The organism is Pseudomonas frederiksbergensis (genome assembly GCF_001952935.1).
GTDB classification, from domain to species: Bacteria; Pseudomonadota; Gammaproteobacteria; order Pseudomonadales; family Pseudomonadaceae; genus Aquipseudomonas; species Aquipseudomonas frederiksbergensis.
Genome location: NZ_CP018319.1, coordinates 5,451,016 through 5,470,323, shown reverse-complemented (window position 1 = coordinate 5,470,323; position 19,308 = coordinate 5,451,016). Strand labels below are relative to the sequence as shown.

Here is a 19,308-nt window from a genome sequence, read left to right as displayed (position 1 = left end):
AGATCGTTCCCACGCTCTGCGTGGGAATGCCTCCACGGACGCTCCGCGTTCGGCTCTGGATGGGACGCAGAGCGTCCCGGACTGCATTCCCACGCAGAGCGTGGGAACGATCAGTGCTTATCAGTTAAACGGTAATACGCCAGATCCCGAACGGTTGATACGCCGGGTCGATCCGCATGAATTGGTACTTGCCGTGCCAGGTCCAGCGATGGCCGTTCATCAAGTCTTCGCCGTGGGTACTGGCGTCGTCGGGCAAGCCCATTTCCCACAGTGGCAATTCGAAATTCGCTTCCTGGACGTTATGCGGATCAAGGCTGACGGCCACCAGAATGAAATTGCTGCCATCCGCGCTGCGTTTGCCAAAGTAAAAAATGTTGTCGTTCCAGGCGTTGTAGACCTTCAGGCCCAGATGCGTCTGCAGCGCCGGGTTCTGCCGGCGGATGCGGTTGAGCTGGGCGATCTCGGCAATGATGTTGCCCGGTGCATTGAAGTCCCGTGGGCGAATTTCGTATTTCTCGGAGTTGAGGTACTCCTCCTTGCCCGGCACCGGTGCCGCTTCGCACAGTTCGAAGCCTGAATACATGCCCCACAGACCGGAGCCCATGGTGGCCAGCGCCGCGCGGATCAGAAAACCGGCGCGCCCCGACTCATGCAAAAACGCCGGGTTGATGTCCGGTGTGTTGACGAAGAAGTTTGGCCGGAAGCATTCGCGCCACGGTGATTCGTTGAGTTCGGTGAAGTAAGTGGCCAGCTCGGACTTGTTGTTGCGCCAGGTGAAGTAGGTGTAGCTCTGGGAGTAACCGACCTTGCCCAACCGCGCCATCATTGCCGGGGTGGTAAAGGCTTCGGCCAGGAAGATCACCTCGGGGTACAGCGCCCGCACATCGGCGATCAACCACTGCCAGAACGGCAGCGGTTTGGTGTGAGGGTTATCGACGCGGAACAGCTTCACGCCCTCCTCGACCCAACCCACGACGATGTCGCGCAACTCGACCCACAGGCTCGGAATCGCATCGGTGGCATAAAAATCGACGTTGACGATGTCCTGGTATTTCTTCGGCGGGTTCTCGGCATATTTGATCGTGCCGTCGGGACGCCAGTTGAACCAGCCCGGATGCTGTTGCAGCCACGGGTGATCCTGAGAACACTGAATGGCAAAATCGAGGGCGATTTCCAGTCCATGATCTGCGGCCCTGGCGACAAGTCGCCGGAAGTCTTCACGCGTGCCCAGCTCTGAATGAATGGCTTCGTGACCGCCCTCTTCGCTGCCAATGGCATACGGGCTGCCCGGATCGTCCGGCCCGGCAGTCAGGGAATTGTTCGGGCCTTTGCGGTAGCTGCGGCCGATCGGGTGGATCGGCGGGAAGTACAGCACATCGAAACCCATGTCCTGGATCATCGGCAGCCGCGAATGTACATCGTTGAAGGTGCCATGACGGGCCGGATCGTCGGTGATCGAACGCGGAAACAATTCATACCAACTGGCGAACTGCGCCAGGTCCCGTTCGACGTCGAGCGGGTACTCAGGACTGATGCTCAAATAGGCACGATGATCGGCCTGGGTCATCAGCTCGGCGCTACGCTGGTGCAGAAACAATTCGACCTGCTCAATTTCGAGCAACCCCGACAGATCATGGTGCAGCGTCGCCAGTTGCTCGCTCAGTTGTCCTTCGGTGCGTTCGGCAGCTTGCTGGACCAGCGTTCGCCCTTCCTGCAACTCCAGGCTGATCGGCACCCTGGCGGCGTGTTTTTTCTCCAGCTCATAACAGAAGCTGGCGAACTGATCGATCCAGGCTTCGATGCAAAACACATAACGGCCTTGACGCGCGACCCGGAACTGACCCTGCCAACCGTTATTGCCCAGGTCGGCCATGACTTCGCTATGCCAGGTTTCCTCGCCCTCGGCATGCCAGCGCACCCGCACCGCCAACTTGTCGTGACCGTCGGCGAACACTTTGCTGGTCACCACCACGTCCTGACCCACAACGGCTTTGACGGCGAACTGCCCGCCATCGAGGGTCGGCATGGTGTTTTCGATGGCGATGCGCGGCAGCAGTAAAGCCTGCGACAGCGGCATATGAGGGTTGTAGTTCAGCTCTGTCGGTTTTTCAGCAGTCATCGAGCATCTCTCCTTTACGCCCCATGGACGCTCTTGTGTCTGTGGCTTGTAACAGGATAGTCATCCCGCAGGATCGTCCGCCCTGGAATGAACTCACTTAGGTTCCGAGCGACAGGTACCGGTAAAAGTTCACGAAGATTTGCCCGGGCCTTCGAAGGAATCAATTCCTTTGCGCAGTGGTCAACACACTTAAGCACGACTTACGCCATGTGCCACTGGAGGTTGAATTCATGAGCATTCCGATCCCTGCCGAAACGCCTGATCCAAACATCGACAGCCCAACCATTCCGCCGACCGAGCCTGAACCTGTACCGGAGCAAGACCCGCCCGGCACCACTGCGCCACCACGCGAAGACCCGCCAGGGACGATGCCACCGGTGGTCGTTACACCCGAGTAATGATCGCGCACTGATCGTTCCCACGCTCTGCGTGGGAATGCCTCCACGGACGCTCCGCGTTCGGCTCTGGATGGGACGCGGAGCGTCCCGGGCTGCATTCCCACGCAGAGCGTAGGAACGATCATTCACGGAGTTTGGTCCTTGTCCTTGTCGAACATCCGCACAACGGCGGGCATCACACCAAGAATCACTAACGCCAACAACGTGCTCAGCACCGCCGTCGCCTCTCGCCCCAACCCGGCCGAAACACCAATGGCCGCGGTCATCCACAACCCGGCGGCGGTGGTCAGGCCTTTGACGTGTCCCTCGTCGCCATCGTTGTTTTTCAGAATAGTCCCCGCGCCGAGAAAGCCGATCCCGGCGATCACACCCTGCACCACCCGGCTCATGGCATCGGCTTGCGAGCCGGACATTTGCGGCACCAGCACGAACAGCGCGGCGCCCAGGGCCACCAGCATGTGGGTGCGAACCCCGGCGGCCTTGCCCTTGTGCTCGCGTTCGAAGCCAAGAATCCCGCCCAACACCGCAGCCATCAGCAAGCGCACGGTTATGCGCGTGAGTTGTGAAGCGTCGCCAATGTCGGCGAACTCCGCTTGCAGCGTCACCCAAACCTCATGCCACCAGGCGTTCATGGTGTTGTCCTTGTTAAGGGTCGTTTCAGGGTGGACCGCGCCGACCACTAATCAGTTGCGCAGAACGATGATCCTCGGCTGTGCCCTAACACTTTAGAACCCGCAGAAAAAAGGACACCTACATGACTGTGCGCATCGAAAACCAGACCTGCTTCTTCATTACCGCAAACGGCGAAGAAATTCGTTTGTGTCCCGACGTCACCATCGTCACCGACCCGCAAAAAGCCATGTCGATGGTGGAACTCAATGACAAGCCTTTCTACATTACCGAAGCAGAAGCCGACGCATTGACCGTAGCAGGCGCAGTCGACGGGCGTAGGCACTTGAAGGCCACTGACAGTGGTTCGGTGATTTGACTGACCCGGATCAATAACCCCCGGCGGCGCTTGATATAGACGTCCGGGTCCCGCTGTAGCGGGTGCATCAACTTGTCGCAGGCAGCGGATCAAAGCCCATCTGATCCGCTTTTTATTGCAATAGGTGAGTCTGTTATGCAAACAGATCGGCGCTCATAGTGCTCAGGCCTGATGGAGGCTGATGAGCGAAAGACCATGAGCGATAGAATCCCCGTCCGAATTGTTGAAAGTGCCCCGTCCGTTCAAAGCTATGAGCCTTCGCGCCCAAAGATGAAGGCCAAGTCCAGCGACAACCTGATCCATACCCGCAGCTTCACCGGTCTATTCCGCACCTTGCGCCTGAGCGGCGCGGGGTTTCTGTTTTTGTTGTTCTTCGGAACGGTGTGGTTGAACTGGGGCGGCCGCCAGGCGGTGCTCTGGGACCTTTCCGAAAGCAAATTCCATATCTTCGGTGCGACCTTCTGGCCACAAGATTTCATTCTGCTGTCGGCGCTGCTGATCATTGCCGCGTTCGGCCTGTTCGCGATCACCGTGTTTGCCGGGCGAGTCTGGTGCGGTTACACCTGCCCACAGAGTTCCTGGACCTGGATCTTCATGTGGTGCGAGAAACTCACCGAAGGCGAACGCAACCAGCGGATCAAGCTGCAAGCCGCGCCCTGGGGCCTGAATAAGCTGATCCGCCGCTCGGCCAAGCACACCTTGTGGCTGGCCATCAGCCTGTTGACCGGCCTGACCTTTGTCGGCTATTTCACGCCGATCCGGCCGCTGACCGAAGAGCTGCTGACCTTGCAGATGGGCGGCGTCAGCCTGTTCTGGGTGCTGTTCTTTACCGGCGCGACATACATCAACGCCGGTTGGCTGCGTGAAGCGGTGTGCATGCACATGTGTCCTTATGCGCGGTTCCAGAGTGTGATGTTCGACAAAGACACCCTGACCATCTCCTACGACGTGGCCCGTGGCGAAAACCGTGGCCCGCGCAAACGTGACGTGGCACCGGCAGAAGTCGGCCTCGGGGATTGCATCGACTGCCAGGTGTGCGTGCAGGTCTGTCCGACCGGCATCGACATCCGCGACGGTTTGCAGATGGAATGCATCGGTTGCGCCGCGTGCATCGACGCCTGTGATTCGATCATGGACAAAATGGGCTACGCTCGCGGGCTGATCAGCTACACCTCCGAGCATCAATTGCAGGGTGGCAAGACGCATTTGTTGCGGCCACGTTTGATCGGCTACACCGCGGTCCTGCTGGTGATGATCGGTGCGCTGGCCCTGGCGCTGGTGGAACGGCCGATGGTTTCGCTGGACGTGAGCAAGGACCGTGGGCTGTTCCGCGAGAACAGTCAGGGACAGATCGAAAACATCTATAGCCTGAAAGTCATCAACAAGACCCAGCAACGTCAGGATTACCGCCTGACCTTGGTCGATGGTGAAGGCTTCCTCCTGCAAGGCAAGACCGGACTGAGCCTGGCGCCGGGCGAGATTGTCGATGTGCCGGTGTCGGTGGCGATGACCACGGAACGGCCGAGCAGCAGTTCACAGACGATCAGCTTCAAGATTGCCGACAGTGATGAGCCTGAGATTTATAGCGTGGCGAAGAGCCGGTTTGTTGCGCCGATGAACCGTTGAGCCTTTAGACTGCGGAGCCCTGTGGAAAGCAGGCTCCCTGTGGCTAGGGAGCTCCCGTGGCTTGGGGGCCTGTGGCTAGGGGGCTTTTGTGGCGAGGGGGCTTGCCCCCGTTGGGCTGCGAAGCGGCCCCAAAATTTCACGGCTGCTGCGCAACCGAACGGGGGCAAGCCCCCTCGCCACAAAAGCCCTCCAGCCACAAGGGCCACCTAGCCACAACAGCTCATTGAACCCATTCGATTGCGGGACCTAGATGAAACGCTACGAAAAATTCGCCGATGACATCGCTGAACTGATCCGCTCCGGCGTTCTCGGCCCCGGCCAGCGTGTGCCGTCGGTGCGCTACGCCAGCCAGACTTACGGGGTCAGCCCATCCACGGTGTTCCAGGCCTACTACCTGCTCGAACGCCGCGGCCTGATCCGCGCTCGTCCGCGTTCCGGCTACTTCGTCAACGCACACGCGCCGAGCCCGTTCTCGGAGCCGGTGATCAGCAGTCAGGTCAACGAGTCCACCGAAGTCGACGTCAGCGAACTGGTGTTCTCGGTCCTCGATTCAATCAAGGACCCGAACACCGTGCCCTTCGGCTCGGCCTTCCCCAGCCCGACCCTGTTCCCGCTGCAACGCCTGTCCCGCTCCCTGGCCAGCGCCGCCCGCGAGATGGACCCGCGCATGGTCGTCACCGACATGTCGCCGGGCAACCCGCAACTGCGTCGACAAATCGCCCTGCGCTACATGGTCGGCGGCCTGATGCTGCCCATGGAAGAACTGCTGATCACCAACGGCGCGCTGGAAGCGCTGAACCTGTGCCTGCAAGCGGTCACCGAGCCCGGCGACCTGGTGGCCATCGAAGCCCCGGCGTTCTACGCGTGCCTGCAAATCCTCGAGCGGCTGAAGCTCAAAGCCGTGGAAATCCCTGTGCATCCGCGCGATGGCATCGACCTTGGTGTACTCGCGCAAACTCTGGCACGGCACCCGATCAAGGCTGTCTGGTGCATGACCAGCTTCCAGAACCCGATGGGCGCGACGATGCCCGAGGCGAAGAAGCAGGAACTGGTTGAGCTATTGCGCAGCCATCAGGTGCCGCTGATCGAAGACGACGTCTACGCCGAACTCTATTACGGCCAACAGGCGCCGAAACCGGCCAAGGCTTTTGATACCGAAGGGCTGGTGATGCACTGCGGTTCGTTCGCCAAAAGCCTGGCCCCCGGCTACCGCATCGGCTGGGTCGCCGCCGGACGTTATGCGCAGAAAATCGAACGGCTGAAACTCATGACGTCGCTGTGCGCATCGATGCCAGCCCAGGCGGCTATCGCCGATTACCTGCAACACGGCGGCTACGACCGGCACCTGCGAAAACTGCGTTACGCCCTGGAAGAACAGCAAAGCGCCATGCTCGCCGCTATCGCGCGCTACTTCCCGGCGCAGACTCGCGTCAGCCAACCGGCCGGCGGCTACTTTTTGTGGCTGGAATTGCCACCGCAGATGGATTCACTGAAGTTGTTTCAGATGGCGTTGGCGCAAGGAATCAGCATCGCGCCCGGGCCGATCTTTTCACCGACCCAGCGCTTTCGCAATTGCATCCGCCTGAATTACGGCAGCCCCTGGGATGAGACGGCCGAGAAGGCGATGGAAACGTTGGGGCGGATTGTGCGGTCGTTCTGAGGGTTTGGAGGCGTCACGACTGACGCCTTCGCGAGCAAGCCCGCTCCCACAGGGGAATGCGATCAAATGTGGGAGCGGGCTTGCTCGCGAAGAGGCCAGACCAGACAACGAAGCACCTTAAGGATTAACGCCCACCACCAAGGTCAACGAATGTCCCGGTCGCATAGGAAGCCTTGTCCGACAGCAACCACACAATCGCCTCGGCCACTTCTTCCGCACGTCCGCCCCGAGCCATTGGAATCGCCGACTCCAGCTTGCTGACCCGATCCGGATCACCGCTCAAGGCATGGAAATCGGTGTAGATGTAACCAGGGCGCACCGCGTTGACGCGGATGCCTTCGCCAGCCACTTCCTTGGACAGGCCGATGGTGAACGTATCCAGCGCACCTTTGGAGGCGGCGTAATCGACGTATTCATTGGGCGCGCCCAGGCGTGAGGCCACCGAGGACACGTTAACGATGCTGCCACCCTGCCCGCCATGCTTGGGCGACATGCGCAGGATCGCGTGTTTGGCGCAGAGGATCGGCGCCAGGACGTTGGTTCTGAGGATTTTGAGGATTCGGAATTCCGACATTTCATCGATCCGGGACTTCTGCCCGACGGTGCCGGCGTTGTTCACCAGTGCCGTGACCCGGCCCAACTCAGTGTCCACGCGGTGGAACAAGGCGATCACTTCATCTTCGATGCTGACGTCAGCGCGTACCGCGATGGCTTGGGCACCGAGGGCGCGGACTTGCTCCAGCACCGTTTGCGCAGCGGATTCGTCGGCCAGGTAGTTGATGCAAATCTTATAGCCTTGTCCGGCGGCCAACAGGGCTGTGGCGGCGCCGATACCACGGCTGCCGCCAGTGATGACGATGACTTTGTCCATGCGAAATTTCCCCCATACCAAGCGTTAGCAGTCGGGGCCAAGAATAACCGTCATCGCGGGCTTTTGCATGGACCCACATCAATCACATTGCTCTAGACTCACCGCCAATTGCTCTGCACGCAGAATATCCACCATGAAGCGTTCAGCCGGCAGCGGGTGCCCGAGCAGATAACCCTGAAGCGAATCACAACCCAGTTGCGTCAGGAAGTCTTGCTGGGAACCGGTTTCCACCCCTTCGGCGACGATCCGCAACCCCAGTGCCTGACCGAGGGCGACGATGGCGGAAACGATGGCAGCGTCATCGCTGTCACGCTCCAGGTCGCGGACAAAACCGCGGTCGATCTTCAGTTCATTGGCGGGCAAGCGCTTGAGGTACATCAAGCTCGAGTAACCGGTGCCAAAGTCGTCGATCGACAGGTCGACCCCCATTGCCGACAGCTCCTGAAGCACCGTCATGCTCGCATCGGCATCGCTCATGGCGGTGGTTTCCGTGATCTCGAGGGTCAGACTGTTGGCCGGCAAATGGTGAGTGGCCAAGGCTTTGGCGACGCTCTGGACCAGGCCTGCGTGGCAGAACTGCAGGGCTGAAAGGTTCACGGCGATGCGCCAGTCGGTGTACCCGAGCACGTACCACTCGCGCATCTGACGGCAGGCTTCGTTGAGCACCCACTCGCCAATCGGAATGATCAACCCGGTCTTTTCCGCCAGTTCGATGAACTTGTCCGGCAACAGCATGCCCTGGGTCGGATGCACCCAGCGCAGCAACGCCTCGGCGCCGACCGGCTTACCATTGTTGGCATCGAACTTGGGTTGGTAATAGAGACTGAACTGCTGCTGATCGAGGGCGATACGCAGGTCCTGCAACAATTGCAGTTGTTTGCGCGCGTTGCTGTTCATCGAGGCATCGAAGAAGGAATAGCCGTTTTTGCCGGCGCCCTTGGCGTGATACATCGCCGCGTCGGCGTTCATCAGCAATTCTTCGGCGGTTTCACCGTTACCCGGATAAATCGCGATGCCGACACTGGCGGAAATCTGCAAGTCATGTTCGGCGACCCGGAACGAACGCGCGATCAGCCCGACCTGACGGGCAGCCAGACTCAATGCGTCATTCTGTTCGCCAAGCTGCACCAGTAGAACGAACTCATCACCGCCGATCCGCGCCAAGGTGTCGTGGCGGCGCAAATCCTCGCGCAAGCGCAGACCGACTTCACGCAACAACAGATCGCCCATATGGTGACCGAAGGCATCGTTGACGGGTTTGAACCCGTCCAGATCGATGAACATCAACGCGAAACAGCCGCCCTGCTCCTGGACCATGGACATCGCCTGATCGATGCGGTCAGCCAGCAACACGCGATTCGGCAGGCCGGTCAGGGTGTCATGCAGGGCCAGTTGAGTCAGTTCGCGGTTGGCCTCGGTCAATGAGTGGGCAAGGCCTGCGGTGCGGGCCTCAAGGCGCGCATCGAGGATTGAGGTCAACAAGGCAAGGCTCAACACTGCCAGGGTGGTGATCAGTACCAGATTGTCCAGGCCCTTGCCGTTCAAACCGTTGATGGCCGCGCCACAGAAGCTGCCATCCGGAAAACGCGCCGCCGCCATGCCGGTGTAATGCATGCCGACGATCGCGAACCCCATGATCACCGCCGCACCGCCACGGATCAGGCCGACATAGGGCGTGTGCTGGCGCAGGCGGAAAGCGATCCATAAGGCGGCGCCCGAGGCGACTACGGCGATCAGCAGCGAGGCGCCGAACAGCGTCGGATCGTAATCGATACCCGGTTGCATGCGCATGGCGGCCATGCCGGTGTAGTGCATCGCGCTGATCCCGCCGCCCATGACCAGCGCGCCGAATGCCAGTTGCCAGGCTGGCAATTGTGGCTGGCTGACCAGCCACAGGGCAAAGCCGCAGGACAGGATGCTGATCAGCAGTGACAGCAATGTGATGCCGATGTCGTAGCCGAGGTCGATGGGCAACTGGAACGCGAGCATGCCGATGAAATGCATCGACCACACGCCAATCCCCATGGCAAAGGCGCCGCCCGCCGTCCATAGATGCACGGCCCGGCCCTTGGCCGTGGCAATGCGTCCGGTCAGGTCGAGTGCGGTATAGGAGGCGAGAATCGCTACAAACAGCGAGATGATGACCAGCGTGGGGGAATAGCTACCGATAAGCATGAGACTACTCGCGACAGCCCCTCCGTACTGCTTCCGTTCTCGGCGGGGCAAATCGGGCGATTGTACTGATTTCGTAAACGAACGCACCGACAAAATAAGCAAATGGCCATCAAGCCGATGAAACGCTTGTTTTAAGGTTTCACATTAACGCCCGCTTAACTGATCGTTCCCACGCTCCGCGTGGGAATGCAGCCCGGGACGCTCCGCGTCCCTTTCGAGAGCTGGAACGCGGAGCGTCCCTTGAGGCATTCCCACGCGGAGCGTGGGAACGATCAACGATCAGTTGCGCTGATGCCTACTCTTTTTCGCTCACCTGCAACGCCCCATCCCAACCACCGCCCAATGCCGCGATCAATTGCACGCTGGCAATCAACCGGCTCTGCAACAGGCTCAGCACGCTGCGTTCATTGTTCAACGCTGTGGCTTGAACCACCACCACACCCAGGTAAGCGATCACACCGGCCTTGTACTGGTTCTGAGTCAGGCGCAAGGATTCACGCGCTGCGTCCAGTGCTTCCTGGCGCACGCCCGCTTCGTCTTCCAGGACCTTGAGCTGCACCAGGTAGTTTTCCACTTCACGGAAGCCGTCGAGCACCGTCTGACGGTACTTGGCCACGGTCTCGTCGTAGGCCGCTTCGCTGCGGTCAACTTCGGCGGAGCGCTGGCCGCCGTCAAACAAGGTCATGGCCAATTGCGGTCCGACCGACCAGAAGCGGTTCGGCACGCTGATCCAGTTGGAAGTGGTGCTACTGCTGTAACCGCCGTTCAGACTCAGCGTCAGGTCCGGGTAATAAGCCGCCTTGGCCACGCCGATGTTGGCATTGGCCGCCATCACCGAACGTTCGGCGGAGGCGATGTCCGGGCGGCGCTCGAGCAATTGCGAAGGCAGGCTCAGCGGTATCTGGGGCAACGCAGGAATGTCTTTGGTTTCAGCCAGGTTGAACTCGGCCGGCGGTAACCCGATCAGGACGGCAATGGCATTCTCGAATTGAGCCCGCTGCCAGATCAAATCAACCATGTCAGCCTGGGTGCTCTTGAGTTGAGTCTGGGCCTGCGCCACCGCATCCTTGCCGGAGACACCGGCGCGGTACTGGTTTTCAGTCATTGTCAGCGAGCGCTGATAGGCCTCGACCGTCGCTTCCAGCAGGCGTTTCTGCTGGTCGATCACGCGCAGTTGCAGATAGTTCTGCACCAGTTCCGACTGCTGGCTCAAGCGCATCGCCGCCAGATCGGCATAACTCGCCTCGGCGTTGGCGGTATCGGCTTCCAGGCCTCGGCGCAGCTTGCCCCAAACGTCGGCCTCCCAACTGACCCCGGCCTGTGCGGTGTAAGTGTCGCGAATACCGCTGGAAGAACTGGTCAGGCTCGAACTGCTGCTGCCGGTGCCCTGGCTGGAGCGATTTTTCCCGACGGTCAGGTCCACGGTCGGGAAAAACGCGCCACGGGCACTGCGCACCAAGGCCTGGGCCTGACGGTACTGGGCCTCGGACTGCGCAACGGTCTGGTTGGCACTGTTGAGTTTTTCGATCAGGCCATTGAGCTGCTGATCGCCATACAACTCCCACCAGGCGCCACGGGCCAGGGAATCGCTGGGATTGGCCTGACGCCAGCCTGCCGCTTCCTTGTATTGCGCCGGCGCAGCCGCTGGCGGGCGCTGGTAATCCGGGCCGATGGCGCAGGCGCTGAGCATCGCCACGCACAGCGCCAGGCTCAACAAACGCGAGCCTCGGGCCGATACCAGCGGTGCAGCCAGAGTGATAAGCGAACGGTCAGTCATAGCGGAGTTTCCAGAGCAGCATCGGTACGCACCCCACGCCAATGGTTGAAGCGATGGCGCAGTTTGTCGAGATAGAGGTAAACCACCGGGGTGGTGTAAAGGGTCAGCACCTGGCTGAAAACCAGCCCGCCAATGATTGTCAGGCCCAGTGGCTGGCGCATTTCCGCACCTTCGGCGCGGCCCAGCAGCAACGGCAACGCGCCGAGGATCGCCGCCAGGGTGGTCATCAGGATCGGCCGCAGACGTTGCAGGCAAGCACTGCGAATCGATTCCAGCGGGGCCATGCCCTGATGCCGTTCCAGCTGCAAGGCCAAGTCGATCATCAGAATGGCGTTTTTCTTCACCACGCCGATCAGCAGGAACAACCCGAGCAACGAGATAAGGCTGAACTCACCGCCCAGCGCGTAAATCGACAGCAACGCGCCGACCCCGGCAGATGGCAAGGTCGAGAGAATGGTCAGCGGATGGATGTAGCTTTCATACAGCACACCGAGCACCAGATACACCGCCACCAGCGCCCCGAGAATCATCCACGGCTGGCTCTTCTGGGTCGCGGCAAAGGCGTCGGCAGTGCCGGCCATTTTCACGATCACGTCTTCCGGCATGCCAAGTCTGGCGATCGCCCGCTCGATGGCCGCTGTGCCCTGCTCCACCGCCACGCCTTCGGCCATGTCGAAGGAAATGCTCTCGGAGGCGAACTGGCCTTCGTGGCTGACGCGGTCGTCTTCCAGGCTGTTTTCGTAATGAGCGATGGTCGAGAGCGGAATCCGTGCACCGTCAGCCGTGATCACCTGGACCTGATTAAGCGTGATCGGGTCCTGGGCATATTTCGGATTGACCTCCATGACCACCTGATACTGATTAAGGCTGTCGTAAATCGTCGAAATCTGCCGCTGGCTGTAGGCGTTGTTGAGCACCGCGGTGACCATGTCCATGTCTACACCCAGGCGTTTGGCCTGATCACGATCGACGATCAGGGTCACCTGTTGGGCGCCGCGCCCTTCACGGGCGTCAATCGCCGTCAGCTCCGGCAAGGCCTTGAGTGCAGTAACGACTTTCGGATACCACTGGCGCAACTCGCCGAGGTCGGCGCTTTGCAGGATGTAGGAATACTGCGACGTGGTCTGTTCCCGGCCGCCACCAAACTGCAAGTCCTGATCGGCCATCAGCATCAGTTGCGCGCCGGCGACCTTGGGCATTTCCTTGCGCAAACGTTCGATGACCTTTTGCGCGGACAGGTTGCGTTCCTTGATCGGTTTTAGCCGCACCAGCATGAAGGCGTTGTTGGTGCCGTTGGTGCCGCCGATGAAGCCGGCGACGCTTTGCACCGCGTCATCCTTGAGCACGGCGCGACGGAAGGTTTCCATTTTCGGCTGCATCACACTGAATGACAGTCCGTCGTCGCCGCGCACGAAACCGATCAGCTGGCCGGTATCTTGCTGAGGCATAAATGTTTTAGGAACAACGACATACAGCGCAATGTTAACGCCAACCGTAACGATAAGACTAAGCAAGGTCAGCCGTCGATGACGAAGCACCCAATCCAGGCTTGTGGCGTATTTGCCGACCATCCACTCGTTGGCGCGCTGACTCCAGCGCTGCAAACGGTTTTCCTCACCCGGCGTATGCGGCTTGAGCCAACGGGCACAGAGCATCGGCGTCAGCGTCAAGGAAACCACCAGCGACACCACGATGGACGCCGCCAACGTGATGGAAAACTCGCGAAACAGGCTTTCGACGATCCCACCCATGAACAGGATCGACAGGAACACCGCCACCAGCGAGGCGTTCATCGACAGCAAGGTGAAGCCGACTTCCTGCGCCCCGAGGTACGCGGCCTTCATCGGCGGTACGCCTTTGTCGATGTGCCGGGAAATGTTCTCCAGCACCACAATGGCATCGTCCACTACCAGCCCGGTGGCCAGGATCAGCGCCATCAGCGACAGGTTGTTCAGGGAGAATCCGTAGAGGTACATCACCGCAAAGGTGCCGACCAGCGACACAGGCACCGCAAGGGTTGGAATCAATGAGGCGCGGAAGTTACCGAGGAACAGGAACACCACCAGAATCACCAGCGCCACGGCTATCAGCAGGGTCATTTCCGCTTCATGCAGGGTCGCCTTGATCACCGGCGACCGGTCCATCGCCACGTTCAGCTTCACGCTGGCCGGCAACACGGCCTGCAACGCCGGCAGTTGAGCCTTGATTTCGTTGACCGTCTCGATGATGTTGGCGCCAGCCTGGCGGTTAATCACCAACAGTACCGCCGCGTCGTTGTTGAAGAAGCCGCTGTTGTAGCGGTCTTCGACGCCGTCGCTGACCTTGGCCACGTCCTTCAGGCGCAGGGCCGCGCCGTCTGCGTAGTGAATGATCAGCGACTCGTAGTCCTTGGCCTTTTCCAGTTGATCGTTGGCCTGAACCTGCCACAGCCGCTGGCCGTCTTCGACCGACCCTTTGGGCCTGCGCACGTTGGCATTGGCAATGGTGTTTCGCACATCGTCCAGCGCCACGCCGTACTGGTTGAGCGCCTGCGGTTCGAGTTCGATGCGCACCGCCGGCAAGGAACTGCCGCCGATCTGCACTTCGCCGACGCCCTGCACCTGAGACAGGCTCTGGGACAGAATCGTTGAGGCCAAATCGTAGAGCTGACCTTTTTCCAGTACATCCGAGGTCAGCGACAGCACCATGATCGGCGCTTGGGACGGGTTGACCTTCTTGTAGGTCGGCATGCTGCGCATCCCGCTTGGCAGCAAATTGCGCGAAGCGTTGATTGCCGCCTGCACTTCCCGCGCCGCGCCGTTGATGTCGCGGTCCAGGTCGAACTGCAAAATCACCCGGGTCGAGCCCTGGCTGGAGCGGCTGCTCATGGTGTTGACCCCGGCAATGGCGCCGAAGGAGCGTTCCAGCGGCGTGGCCACCGTCGAGGCCATGACCTCTGGGCTCGCACCGGGCAGACTCGCCTGGACCACGATCACCGGGAAGTCCATCTGCGGCAACGGCGATACCGGCAACAGGCCGAAGCTCACGCCGCCCAACAGCAGGATCGCCAGGCTCAGCAACATCGTTGCGACCGGGCGTTTGATAAAAGGTCCGGACAGGTTCATGGCTGTTCTGCCGCTTCCACGGTTTCAGACTTGCGGCCCCAGCGCCGGCCGAGGCGGTCGAAGTACAGGTAGATCACCGGAGTGGTAAACAGCGTCAGCACCTGGCTCAGCAACAAGCCGCCCACCATCACCAGACCCAACGGTTGTCGCAGTTCCGCGCCGGAACCGGTCGCCAGCATCAGTGGCACCGCGCCGAACAACGCGGCCAGTGTGGTCATCAGAATCGGCCGGAAACGCAGCAGCGCCGCCTGATAGATCGCCGTTTCCGGGTCCATGCCCTGATTGCGTTCAGCGTCGAGGGCGAAGTCGATCATCATGATCGCGTTCTTTTTCACGATACCGATCAACAAAATGATGCCGATGATCGCGATCATGCCCAGATCATTGCCGCTCAACAGCAACGCCAGCAAGGCACCGACCGCCGCCGAGGGCAAGGTCGAAAGAATGGTGATCGGGTGGATGTAGCTCTCGTACAGCACGCCGAGCACGATGTACATGGTGACCACCGCCGCCAGGATCAGTAGCAAGGTGCTCGACAGCGACGCCTGGAATGCCTCGGCCGCGCCCTGGAACTGGGTTTGCACACCAATCGGCATGCCAATGTCTTTCTGCACCTGGTCGATGAGCTCCACCGCATGCCCCAGCGCCACGCCGGGCGCGAGGTTGAACGACATCATCACCGCCGGGAACTGGCCGATATGAGTGATCGCCAGTTGCGCCTGACGCTCCTCCATGTGCGCCAGACTGGACAGGCGCACTTGCCCGCCGTCGGTGGTTTTCACGTGAATCTGGTTCAACGCCTCCGGGCCGATCTTCTCGCCCGACTGCGACTGCAGCACCACGCGGTATTGGCTGGCCTGGGTGTAGATGGTGGAAATCTGCCGCTGACCGAAAGCGTCATACAGCGCATCGGTGATGTTCGACACCGACACACCGACCCGCGACGCCGCATCGCGGTCGATCACCAGATACACCTGCAGGCCTTTGTCCTGCAAATCGCTGGCGACGTCGGTCAGTTCCGGCCGTTGGGCCAGTGCGTCCACCAGTCGACCACTCCACAGACTGAGCAGCTCGGAATCCGGCGACGACATGCTGAACTGGTACTGGGTGCGGCTGACGCGGTCTTCGATGGTCAGGTCCTGCACCGGTTGCATGAACAGACGAATGCCGGTGAGTTTGTCCAGCTCCGGTTGCAGGCGTGCGATCACCTCGGTGGCGCTCAGGTCACGATTGCTGTGGGATTTGAGGTTGATCAGCAGACGACCGCTGTTCAGCGTCGAGTTGTCACCGTCGACGCCGATGTAGGACGACAGGCTCTCCACCGCCGGATCCGCCAGGATCACTTTGGCCAGTTCCTGCTGACGGTCACTCATGGCCGCAAAGGAAATCGACTGCGGCGCTTCGGAAATGCCCTGGATCACCCCGGTGTCCTGCACCGGGAAAAAGCCCTTGGGCACCACCATGTAAAGGAACACGGTCAACACCAGCGTGCCAACGGCCACCAGCAGGGTCAGCGGTTGATGCTTGAGAACCCACTTTAACTTGCGCCCGTAAGCCGCGATCATCCAATCAATTGTGGCGCCGCTGGCCCGGTAGAAACGGCCCTGATCTTCTTCCTTCGGCTCACGTTTGAGCAGCCGCGCGCACATCATCGGCGTCAGGGTCAGGGAGACGACAAGGGAAATCAGAATCGCCACCGCCAGGGTGATGGCAAATTCACGGAACAGCCGCCCCACCACGTCGGCCATGAACAGCAGCGGAATCAATACTGCAATCAGCGACAGGGTCAGGGAGATCAGGGTGAAGCCGATCTGCTTGGCGCCCTTGAGCGCCGCATTCAGGGGGCTGTCGCCCTCTTCGATAAATCGGGAAATGTTCTCCAGCATGACGATCGCATCGTCCACCACAAAACCGGTGGCGATGGTCAGTGCCATGAGGGTCAGGTTGTTGACCGAGAACCCCGCGAGGTACATCACGCCGAAGGTGCCGATCAACGACAGTGGCACTGCAACCGACGGGATGATCGTGGCGCTGGCTCGACGCAGGAACAGGAAGGTCACCATCACGACCAGCGCAATGGCGATCAACAATTCGTGCTGCACGTCGGTGACCGAGGCGCGGATGGTCTGGGTGCGGTCGGTCAGCACGGTGACTTCGAGACCCGCCGGCAGGTTATCGGTGATGCTCGGCAGCAGGGCTTTGATCCGGTCGACCACTTCGATGACGTTGGCGCCAGGCTGGCGCTGGATGTTCAGCAGCACCGCCTGGTTTTCATTGGCCCACGCCGCCAGACGTTCGTTTTCCGCGCCATCGACGATCTCAGCCACATCCTTGAGCCGCAACGGCGCACCGTTGGCGTAGGCGAGAATCAGGTTGGCGTAGTCCTTGGGCGAGGTCAGTTGATCGTTTGCATCGAGCATCGACACCCGGGTCGGGCCGTCGAAGTTGCCCTTGGGCTGGTTGACGTTGGACGCGCCGATCAAGGTGCGTACGTCCGACAGGTTCAAGCCATTGGCCGCCAGTGCCTCAGGATTGACCTTGATCCGCACGGCCTGACGCTGGCCGCCGGCAATGCTGACCATGCCGACGCCGCTGATCTGGGCGATTTTCTGCGCCATGCGCGTGTCGACCAAGTCATTGAGCTTGGGCAGCAGCATGGTTTTGGAGCTGATGGCCAGCGTCAGCACCGGGGTGTCAGCCGGGTTGACCTTGTTGTACACGGGCGGCGCCGGCAGGTCCTTGGGCAGCAAATTGGTTGCAGCGTTGATCGCCGCCTGCACCTGCTGCTCGGCGACGTCCATGTTGATGTCGAGGCTGAAACGAAGGGTCAGCACGGAAGCGCCGCCGGAACTGGTCGAGGCCATCTGGGTCAGGCCGGGCATCTGCCCGAATTGACGTTCAAGGGGCGCAGTCACCGCGCTGGTCATGACATCCGGGCTGGCACCGGGATACAGCGTCATGACACGGATGGTCGGGTAATCGACCTGTGGCAATGCCGACACCGGCAACAGCCGATAGGCGATCACGCCGGCCAGGATAATGGCCAGCATGCTCAGGGTCGTGGCGACCGGGCGAAGGATGAACAGCCGCGAGATGTTCATGCGCCGCCCTTTTTCGCCTTGTCGGTGGTCGTCGCGTCAGGCACCGTGGCGGCCGATTTGCCTTGCAGGTGCCCGGTCGGGGTGGTCGGTACATCCTTGGTGTCGTTGACCACTTCCACTTCGCTGCCTTCCTTCAAGCGGTCGGTGCCTTCAAGGACCACGCGCTCCCCTGCGGCCAGGCCTTCGGTAATCACGGTGTTTTCACCATTACTGGCACCGACTTTCAACTGGCGAATCGTGACTTTCTTGTCGCCGTCGAGAGCGTAGACAAACGTACCGTTGGTGCCGAACTGGATCGCTGCCGAAGGTGCGAGCACCACGTCTTTGAGGGTGTCGGCCAGCAAGTGGACGTTGACGAACTGGTTGGGGAACAGCGCCTGGTCGCGGTTCTCGTAACGAGCCTTGAATTTCAGTGTGCCGGTGGTGACGTCGATCTGGTTGTCCAGGCTCTGCAAGACGCCGGTCGCCTGCAACTTGGTGTCGCCACGGTCCCAGGCTTCAGCGGGCAGCTTGGCGCCGGTGCGATAACGGGCCAGCACGGTTTCCAGGCTGTTTTCCGGCAAGGTGAAGGCAACGCTGATCGGTTGGGTCTGGGTGATGATCACCAGCGCGGTGGTGTCGTTGGCTGCCACCAGGTTGCCGACATCCAGCTGACGCAAGCCCACACGCCCGGCAATCGGGGCACGGATCTTGGTGAATTCCAGATTGAGCTTGGCGTCGTTGACCGCCGCCTGATTGGTCTTGACCGTGCCCTGATACTGGCCCACCAGCGCTTCGGCGGTGTCCAGGGTCTGCTTGGCGATACTGTCTTCGCGATACAGGCCGCGATAGCGTTCGACATCGACCTGGGCGTTTTTCAGTTGCGCCTGGTTCTGCAGCAACGTGCCTTCGGCCTGAAGCAAGGCGTTCTGGTAAGGACGCGGGTCGATTTCAGCCAGCAGATCGCCCGCCTTGACCATCTGCCCTTCCTCGAAGGAAATCTTCATCAGTTCACCGCCAACACGGCTGCGCACATTGATGGTGTTCAGCGCCGTCACAGTGCCCAGCGCCTTGTAGTACAGCGGGAAATCACCCTTGACCGCTGGCGCAACACGCACCGGGACCGGCCCGGTCGCCCCGCCGAAACCGGGACGCATCCCCCCCGACCTGCCGGTTTGCCCGGCAACGGCTTTTTGCCCAGCGCCCTCTTTTTGGGCAGTGCCGGCGGGCCAGAATTTCCAGCACAGGCCAGCGATGACCAACAGGACAAGCAGGCCGAACAGCCAGCGACGGGGACTACGGGAAACGGAGGATTGCATGGAATGATCAACCATTGGGCGCGTGGGCTTCTTCTACAGGAGGCTGAACGATAAGCACTGGCGGGCATTAAGCAAAGCGGCTTTACCGGCAATTTACCTTTGGCTTACGTAACAGGAGATTTATCTAAGACACTGAAGCACAAATGAAAACGGCCTGGACAGGGCCAGGCCGTTAACAATTGTAAAACTAC

The 19,308-nt window shown here is 60.6% G+C and carries 12 protein-coding genes; 4 read left to right on the top strand and 8 right to left on the bottom strand.

Translation table 11 applies throughout. The annotated features are described in order from the left end of the window. Nucleotides 1-124 precede the first annotated feature (124 nt). Nucleotides 125-2,119 (bottom strand): alpha-1,4-glucan--maltose-1-phosphate maltosyltransferase, encoded by a 1,995-nt coding sequence (locus tag PFAS1_RS25735; RefSeq protein ID WP_076031038.1) that lies wholly within the window; start codon nt 2,117-2,119, stop codon nt 125-127. Between the two features lie 230 nt (nt 2,120-2,349). On the opposite strand from PFAS1_RS25735, the gene PFAS1_RS29805 reads away from it, so the two are divergent. Then, nucleotides 2,350-2,517: a hypothetical protein gene (locus tag PFAS1_RS29805; RefSeq protein ID WP_198044934.1), complete on the top strand. Its 168-nt coding sequence runs from the start codon at nt 2,350-2,352 to the stop codon at nt 2,515-2,517. Nucleotides 2,518-2,642: 125 nt separating this feature from the next. Here PFAS1_RS29805 and PFAS1_RS25730 read toward each other — a convergent pair whose 3' ends face one another. After that, nucleotides 2,643-3,149: an MgtC/SapB family protein gene (locus PFAS1_RS25730; RefSeq protein WP_076031037.1), complete on the bottom strand. Its 507-nt coding sequence runs from the start codon at nt 3,147-3,149 to the stop codon at nt 2,643-2,645. A gap of 122 nt (nt 3,150-3,271) precedes the next feature. Here PFAS1_RS25730 and PFAS1_RS25725 point away from each other — a divergent pair, with 122 nt between their 5' ends. From PFAS1_RS25725 to mapR, 3 genes are all read left to right on the top strand, one after another. After that, on the top strand, nt 3,272-3,505 hold the full coding sequence (locus tag PFAS1_RS25725; protein WP_076031036.1) for a DUF3203 family protein: 234 nt from the start codon (nt 3,272-3,274) through the stop codon (nt 3,503-3,505). Between the two features lie 195 nt (nt 3,506-3,700). After that, the gene (gene ccoG / locus PFAS1_RS25720) at nt 3,701-5,131 is read left to right on the top strand and encodes a cytochrome c oxidase accessory protein CcoG (RefSeq protein ID WP_076031035.1); all 1,431 of its coding nucleotides are present in this window, start codon (nt 3,701-3,703) and stop codon (nt 5,129-5,131) included. Nucleotides 5,132-5,381: 250 nt separating this feature from the next. Then, nucleotides 5,382-6,791, top strand: coding sequence for a GntR family transcriptional regulator MpaR (gene mapR, locus PFAS1_RS25715; protein WP_076031034.1), 1,410 nt, complete (start codon nt 5,382-5,384; stop codon nt 6,789-6,791). 124 nt (nt 6,792-6,915) lie between these two features. Here mapR and PFAS1_RS25710 read toward each other — a convergent pair whose 3' ends face one another. From PFAS1_RS25710 to PFAS1_RS25685, 6 genes are all read right to left on the bottom strand, one after another. Further along, the gene (locus tag PFAS1_RS25710; RefSeq protein ID WP_076031033.1) at nt 6,916-7,662 is read right to left on the bottom strand and encodes an SDR family oxidoreductase; all 747 of its coding nucleotides are present in this window, start codon (nt 7,660-7,662) and stop codon (nt 6,916-6,918) included. Nucleotides 7,663-7,740: 78 nt separating this feature from the next. Further along, nucleotides 7,741-9,837 (bottom strand): putative bifunctional diguanylate cyclase/phosphodiesterase, encoded by a 2,097-nt coding sequence (locus tag PFAS1_RS25705; RefSeq protein WP_076031032.1) that lies wholly within the window; start codon nt 9,835-9,837, stop codon nt 7,741-7,743. 295 nt (nt 9,838-10,132) lie between these two features. Then, a complete protein-coding gene (locus PFAS1_RS25700; protein ID WP_076031031.1) occupies nt 10,133-11,614 on the bottom strand; it encodes an efflux transporter outer membrane subunit in 1,482 nt (493 codons plus the stop codon). Next, nucleotides 11,611-14,718 (bottom strand): efflux RND transporter permease subunit, encoded by a 3,108-nt coding sequence (locus PFAS1_RS25695; protein WP_074876796.1) that lies wholly within the window; start codon nt 14,716-14,718, stop codon nt 11,611-11,613. Before PFAS1_RS25695 ends, PFAS1_RS25700 begins: the two co-directional genes overlap by 4 nt. Continuing rightward, nucleotides 14,715-17,819, bottom strand: a complete 3,105-nt coding sequence (locus tag PFAS1_RS25690; RefSeq protein WP_076031030.1) for an MdtB/MuxB family multidrug efflux RND transporter permease subunit — start codon at nt 17,817-17,819, stop codon at nt 14,715-14,717. The genes PFAS1_RS25695 and PFAS1_RS25690 overlap by 4 nt, the downstream gene beginning before the upstream one ends. Continuing rightward, nucleotides 17,816-19,132: an MdtA/MuxA family multidrug efflux RND transporter periplasmic adaptor subunit gene (locus PFAS1_RS25685; protein WP_074876799.1), complete on the bottom strand. Its 1,317-nt coding sequence runs from the start codon at nt 19,130-19,132 to the stop codon at nt 17,816-17,818. The genes PFAS1_RS25690 and PFAS1_RS25685 overlap by 4 nt, the downstream gene beginning before the upstream one ends. Nucleotides 19,133-19,308 lie beyond the last annotated feature (176 nt).

Bases quoted from the DNA above. Each gene is read 5' to 3' on its own strand.
- PFAS1_RS25735 (WP_076031038.1), bottom strand. From the start codon at position 2,119: ATGACTGCTGAAAAACCGACAGAGCTGAACTACAACCCTCATATGCCG.
- PFAS1_RS29805 (WP_198044934.1), top strand. From the start codon at position 2,350: ATGAGCATTCCGATCCCTGCCGAAACGCCTGATCCAAACATCGACAGC.
- PFAS1_RS25730 (WP_076031037.1), bottom strand. From the start codon at position 3,149: ATGAACGCCTGGTGGCATGAGGTTTGGGTGACGCTGCAAGCGGAGTTC.
- PFAS1_RS25725 (WP_076031036.1), top strand. From the start codon at position 3,272: ATGACTGTGCGCATCGAAAACCAGACCTGCTTCTTCATTACCGCAAAC.
- ccoG (WP_076031035.1), top strand. From the start codon at position 3,701: ATGAGCGATAGAATCCCCGTCCGAATTGTTGAAAGTGCCCCGTCCGTT.
- mapR (WP_076031034.1), top strand. From the start codon at position 5,382: ATGAAACGCTACGAAAAATTCGCCGATGACATCGCTGAACTGATCCGC.
- PFAS1_RS25710 (WP_076031033.1), bottom strand. From the start codon at position 7,662: ATGGACAAAGTCATCGTCATCACTGGCGGCAGCCGTGGTATCGGCGCC.
- PFAS1_RS25705 (WP_076031032.1), bottom strand. From the start codon at position 9,837: ATGCTTATCGGTAGCTATTCCCCCACGCTGGTCATCATCTCGCTGTTT.
- PFAS1_RS25700 (WP_076031031.1), bottom strand. From the start codon at position 11,614: ATGACTGACCGTTCGCTTATCACTCTGGCTGCACCGCTGGTATCGGCC.
- PFAS1_RS25695 (WP_074876796.1), bottom strand. From the start codon at position 14,718: ATGAACCTGTCCGGACCTTTTATCAAACGCCCGGTCGCAACGATGTTG.
- PFAS1_RS25690 (WP_076031030.1), bottom strand. From the start codon at position 17,819: ATGAACATCTCGCGGCTGTTCATCCTTCGCCCGGTCGCCACGACCCTG.
- PFAS1_RS25685 (WP_074876799.1), bottom strand. From the start codon at position 19,132: ATGGTTGATCATTCCATGCAATCCTCCGTTTCCCGTAGTCCCCGTCGC.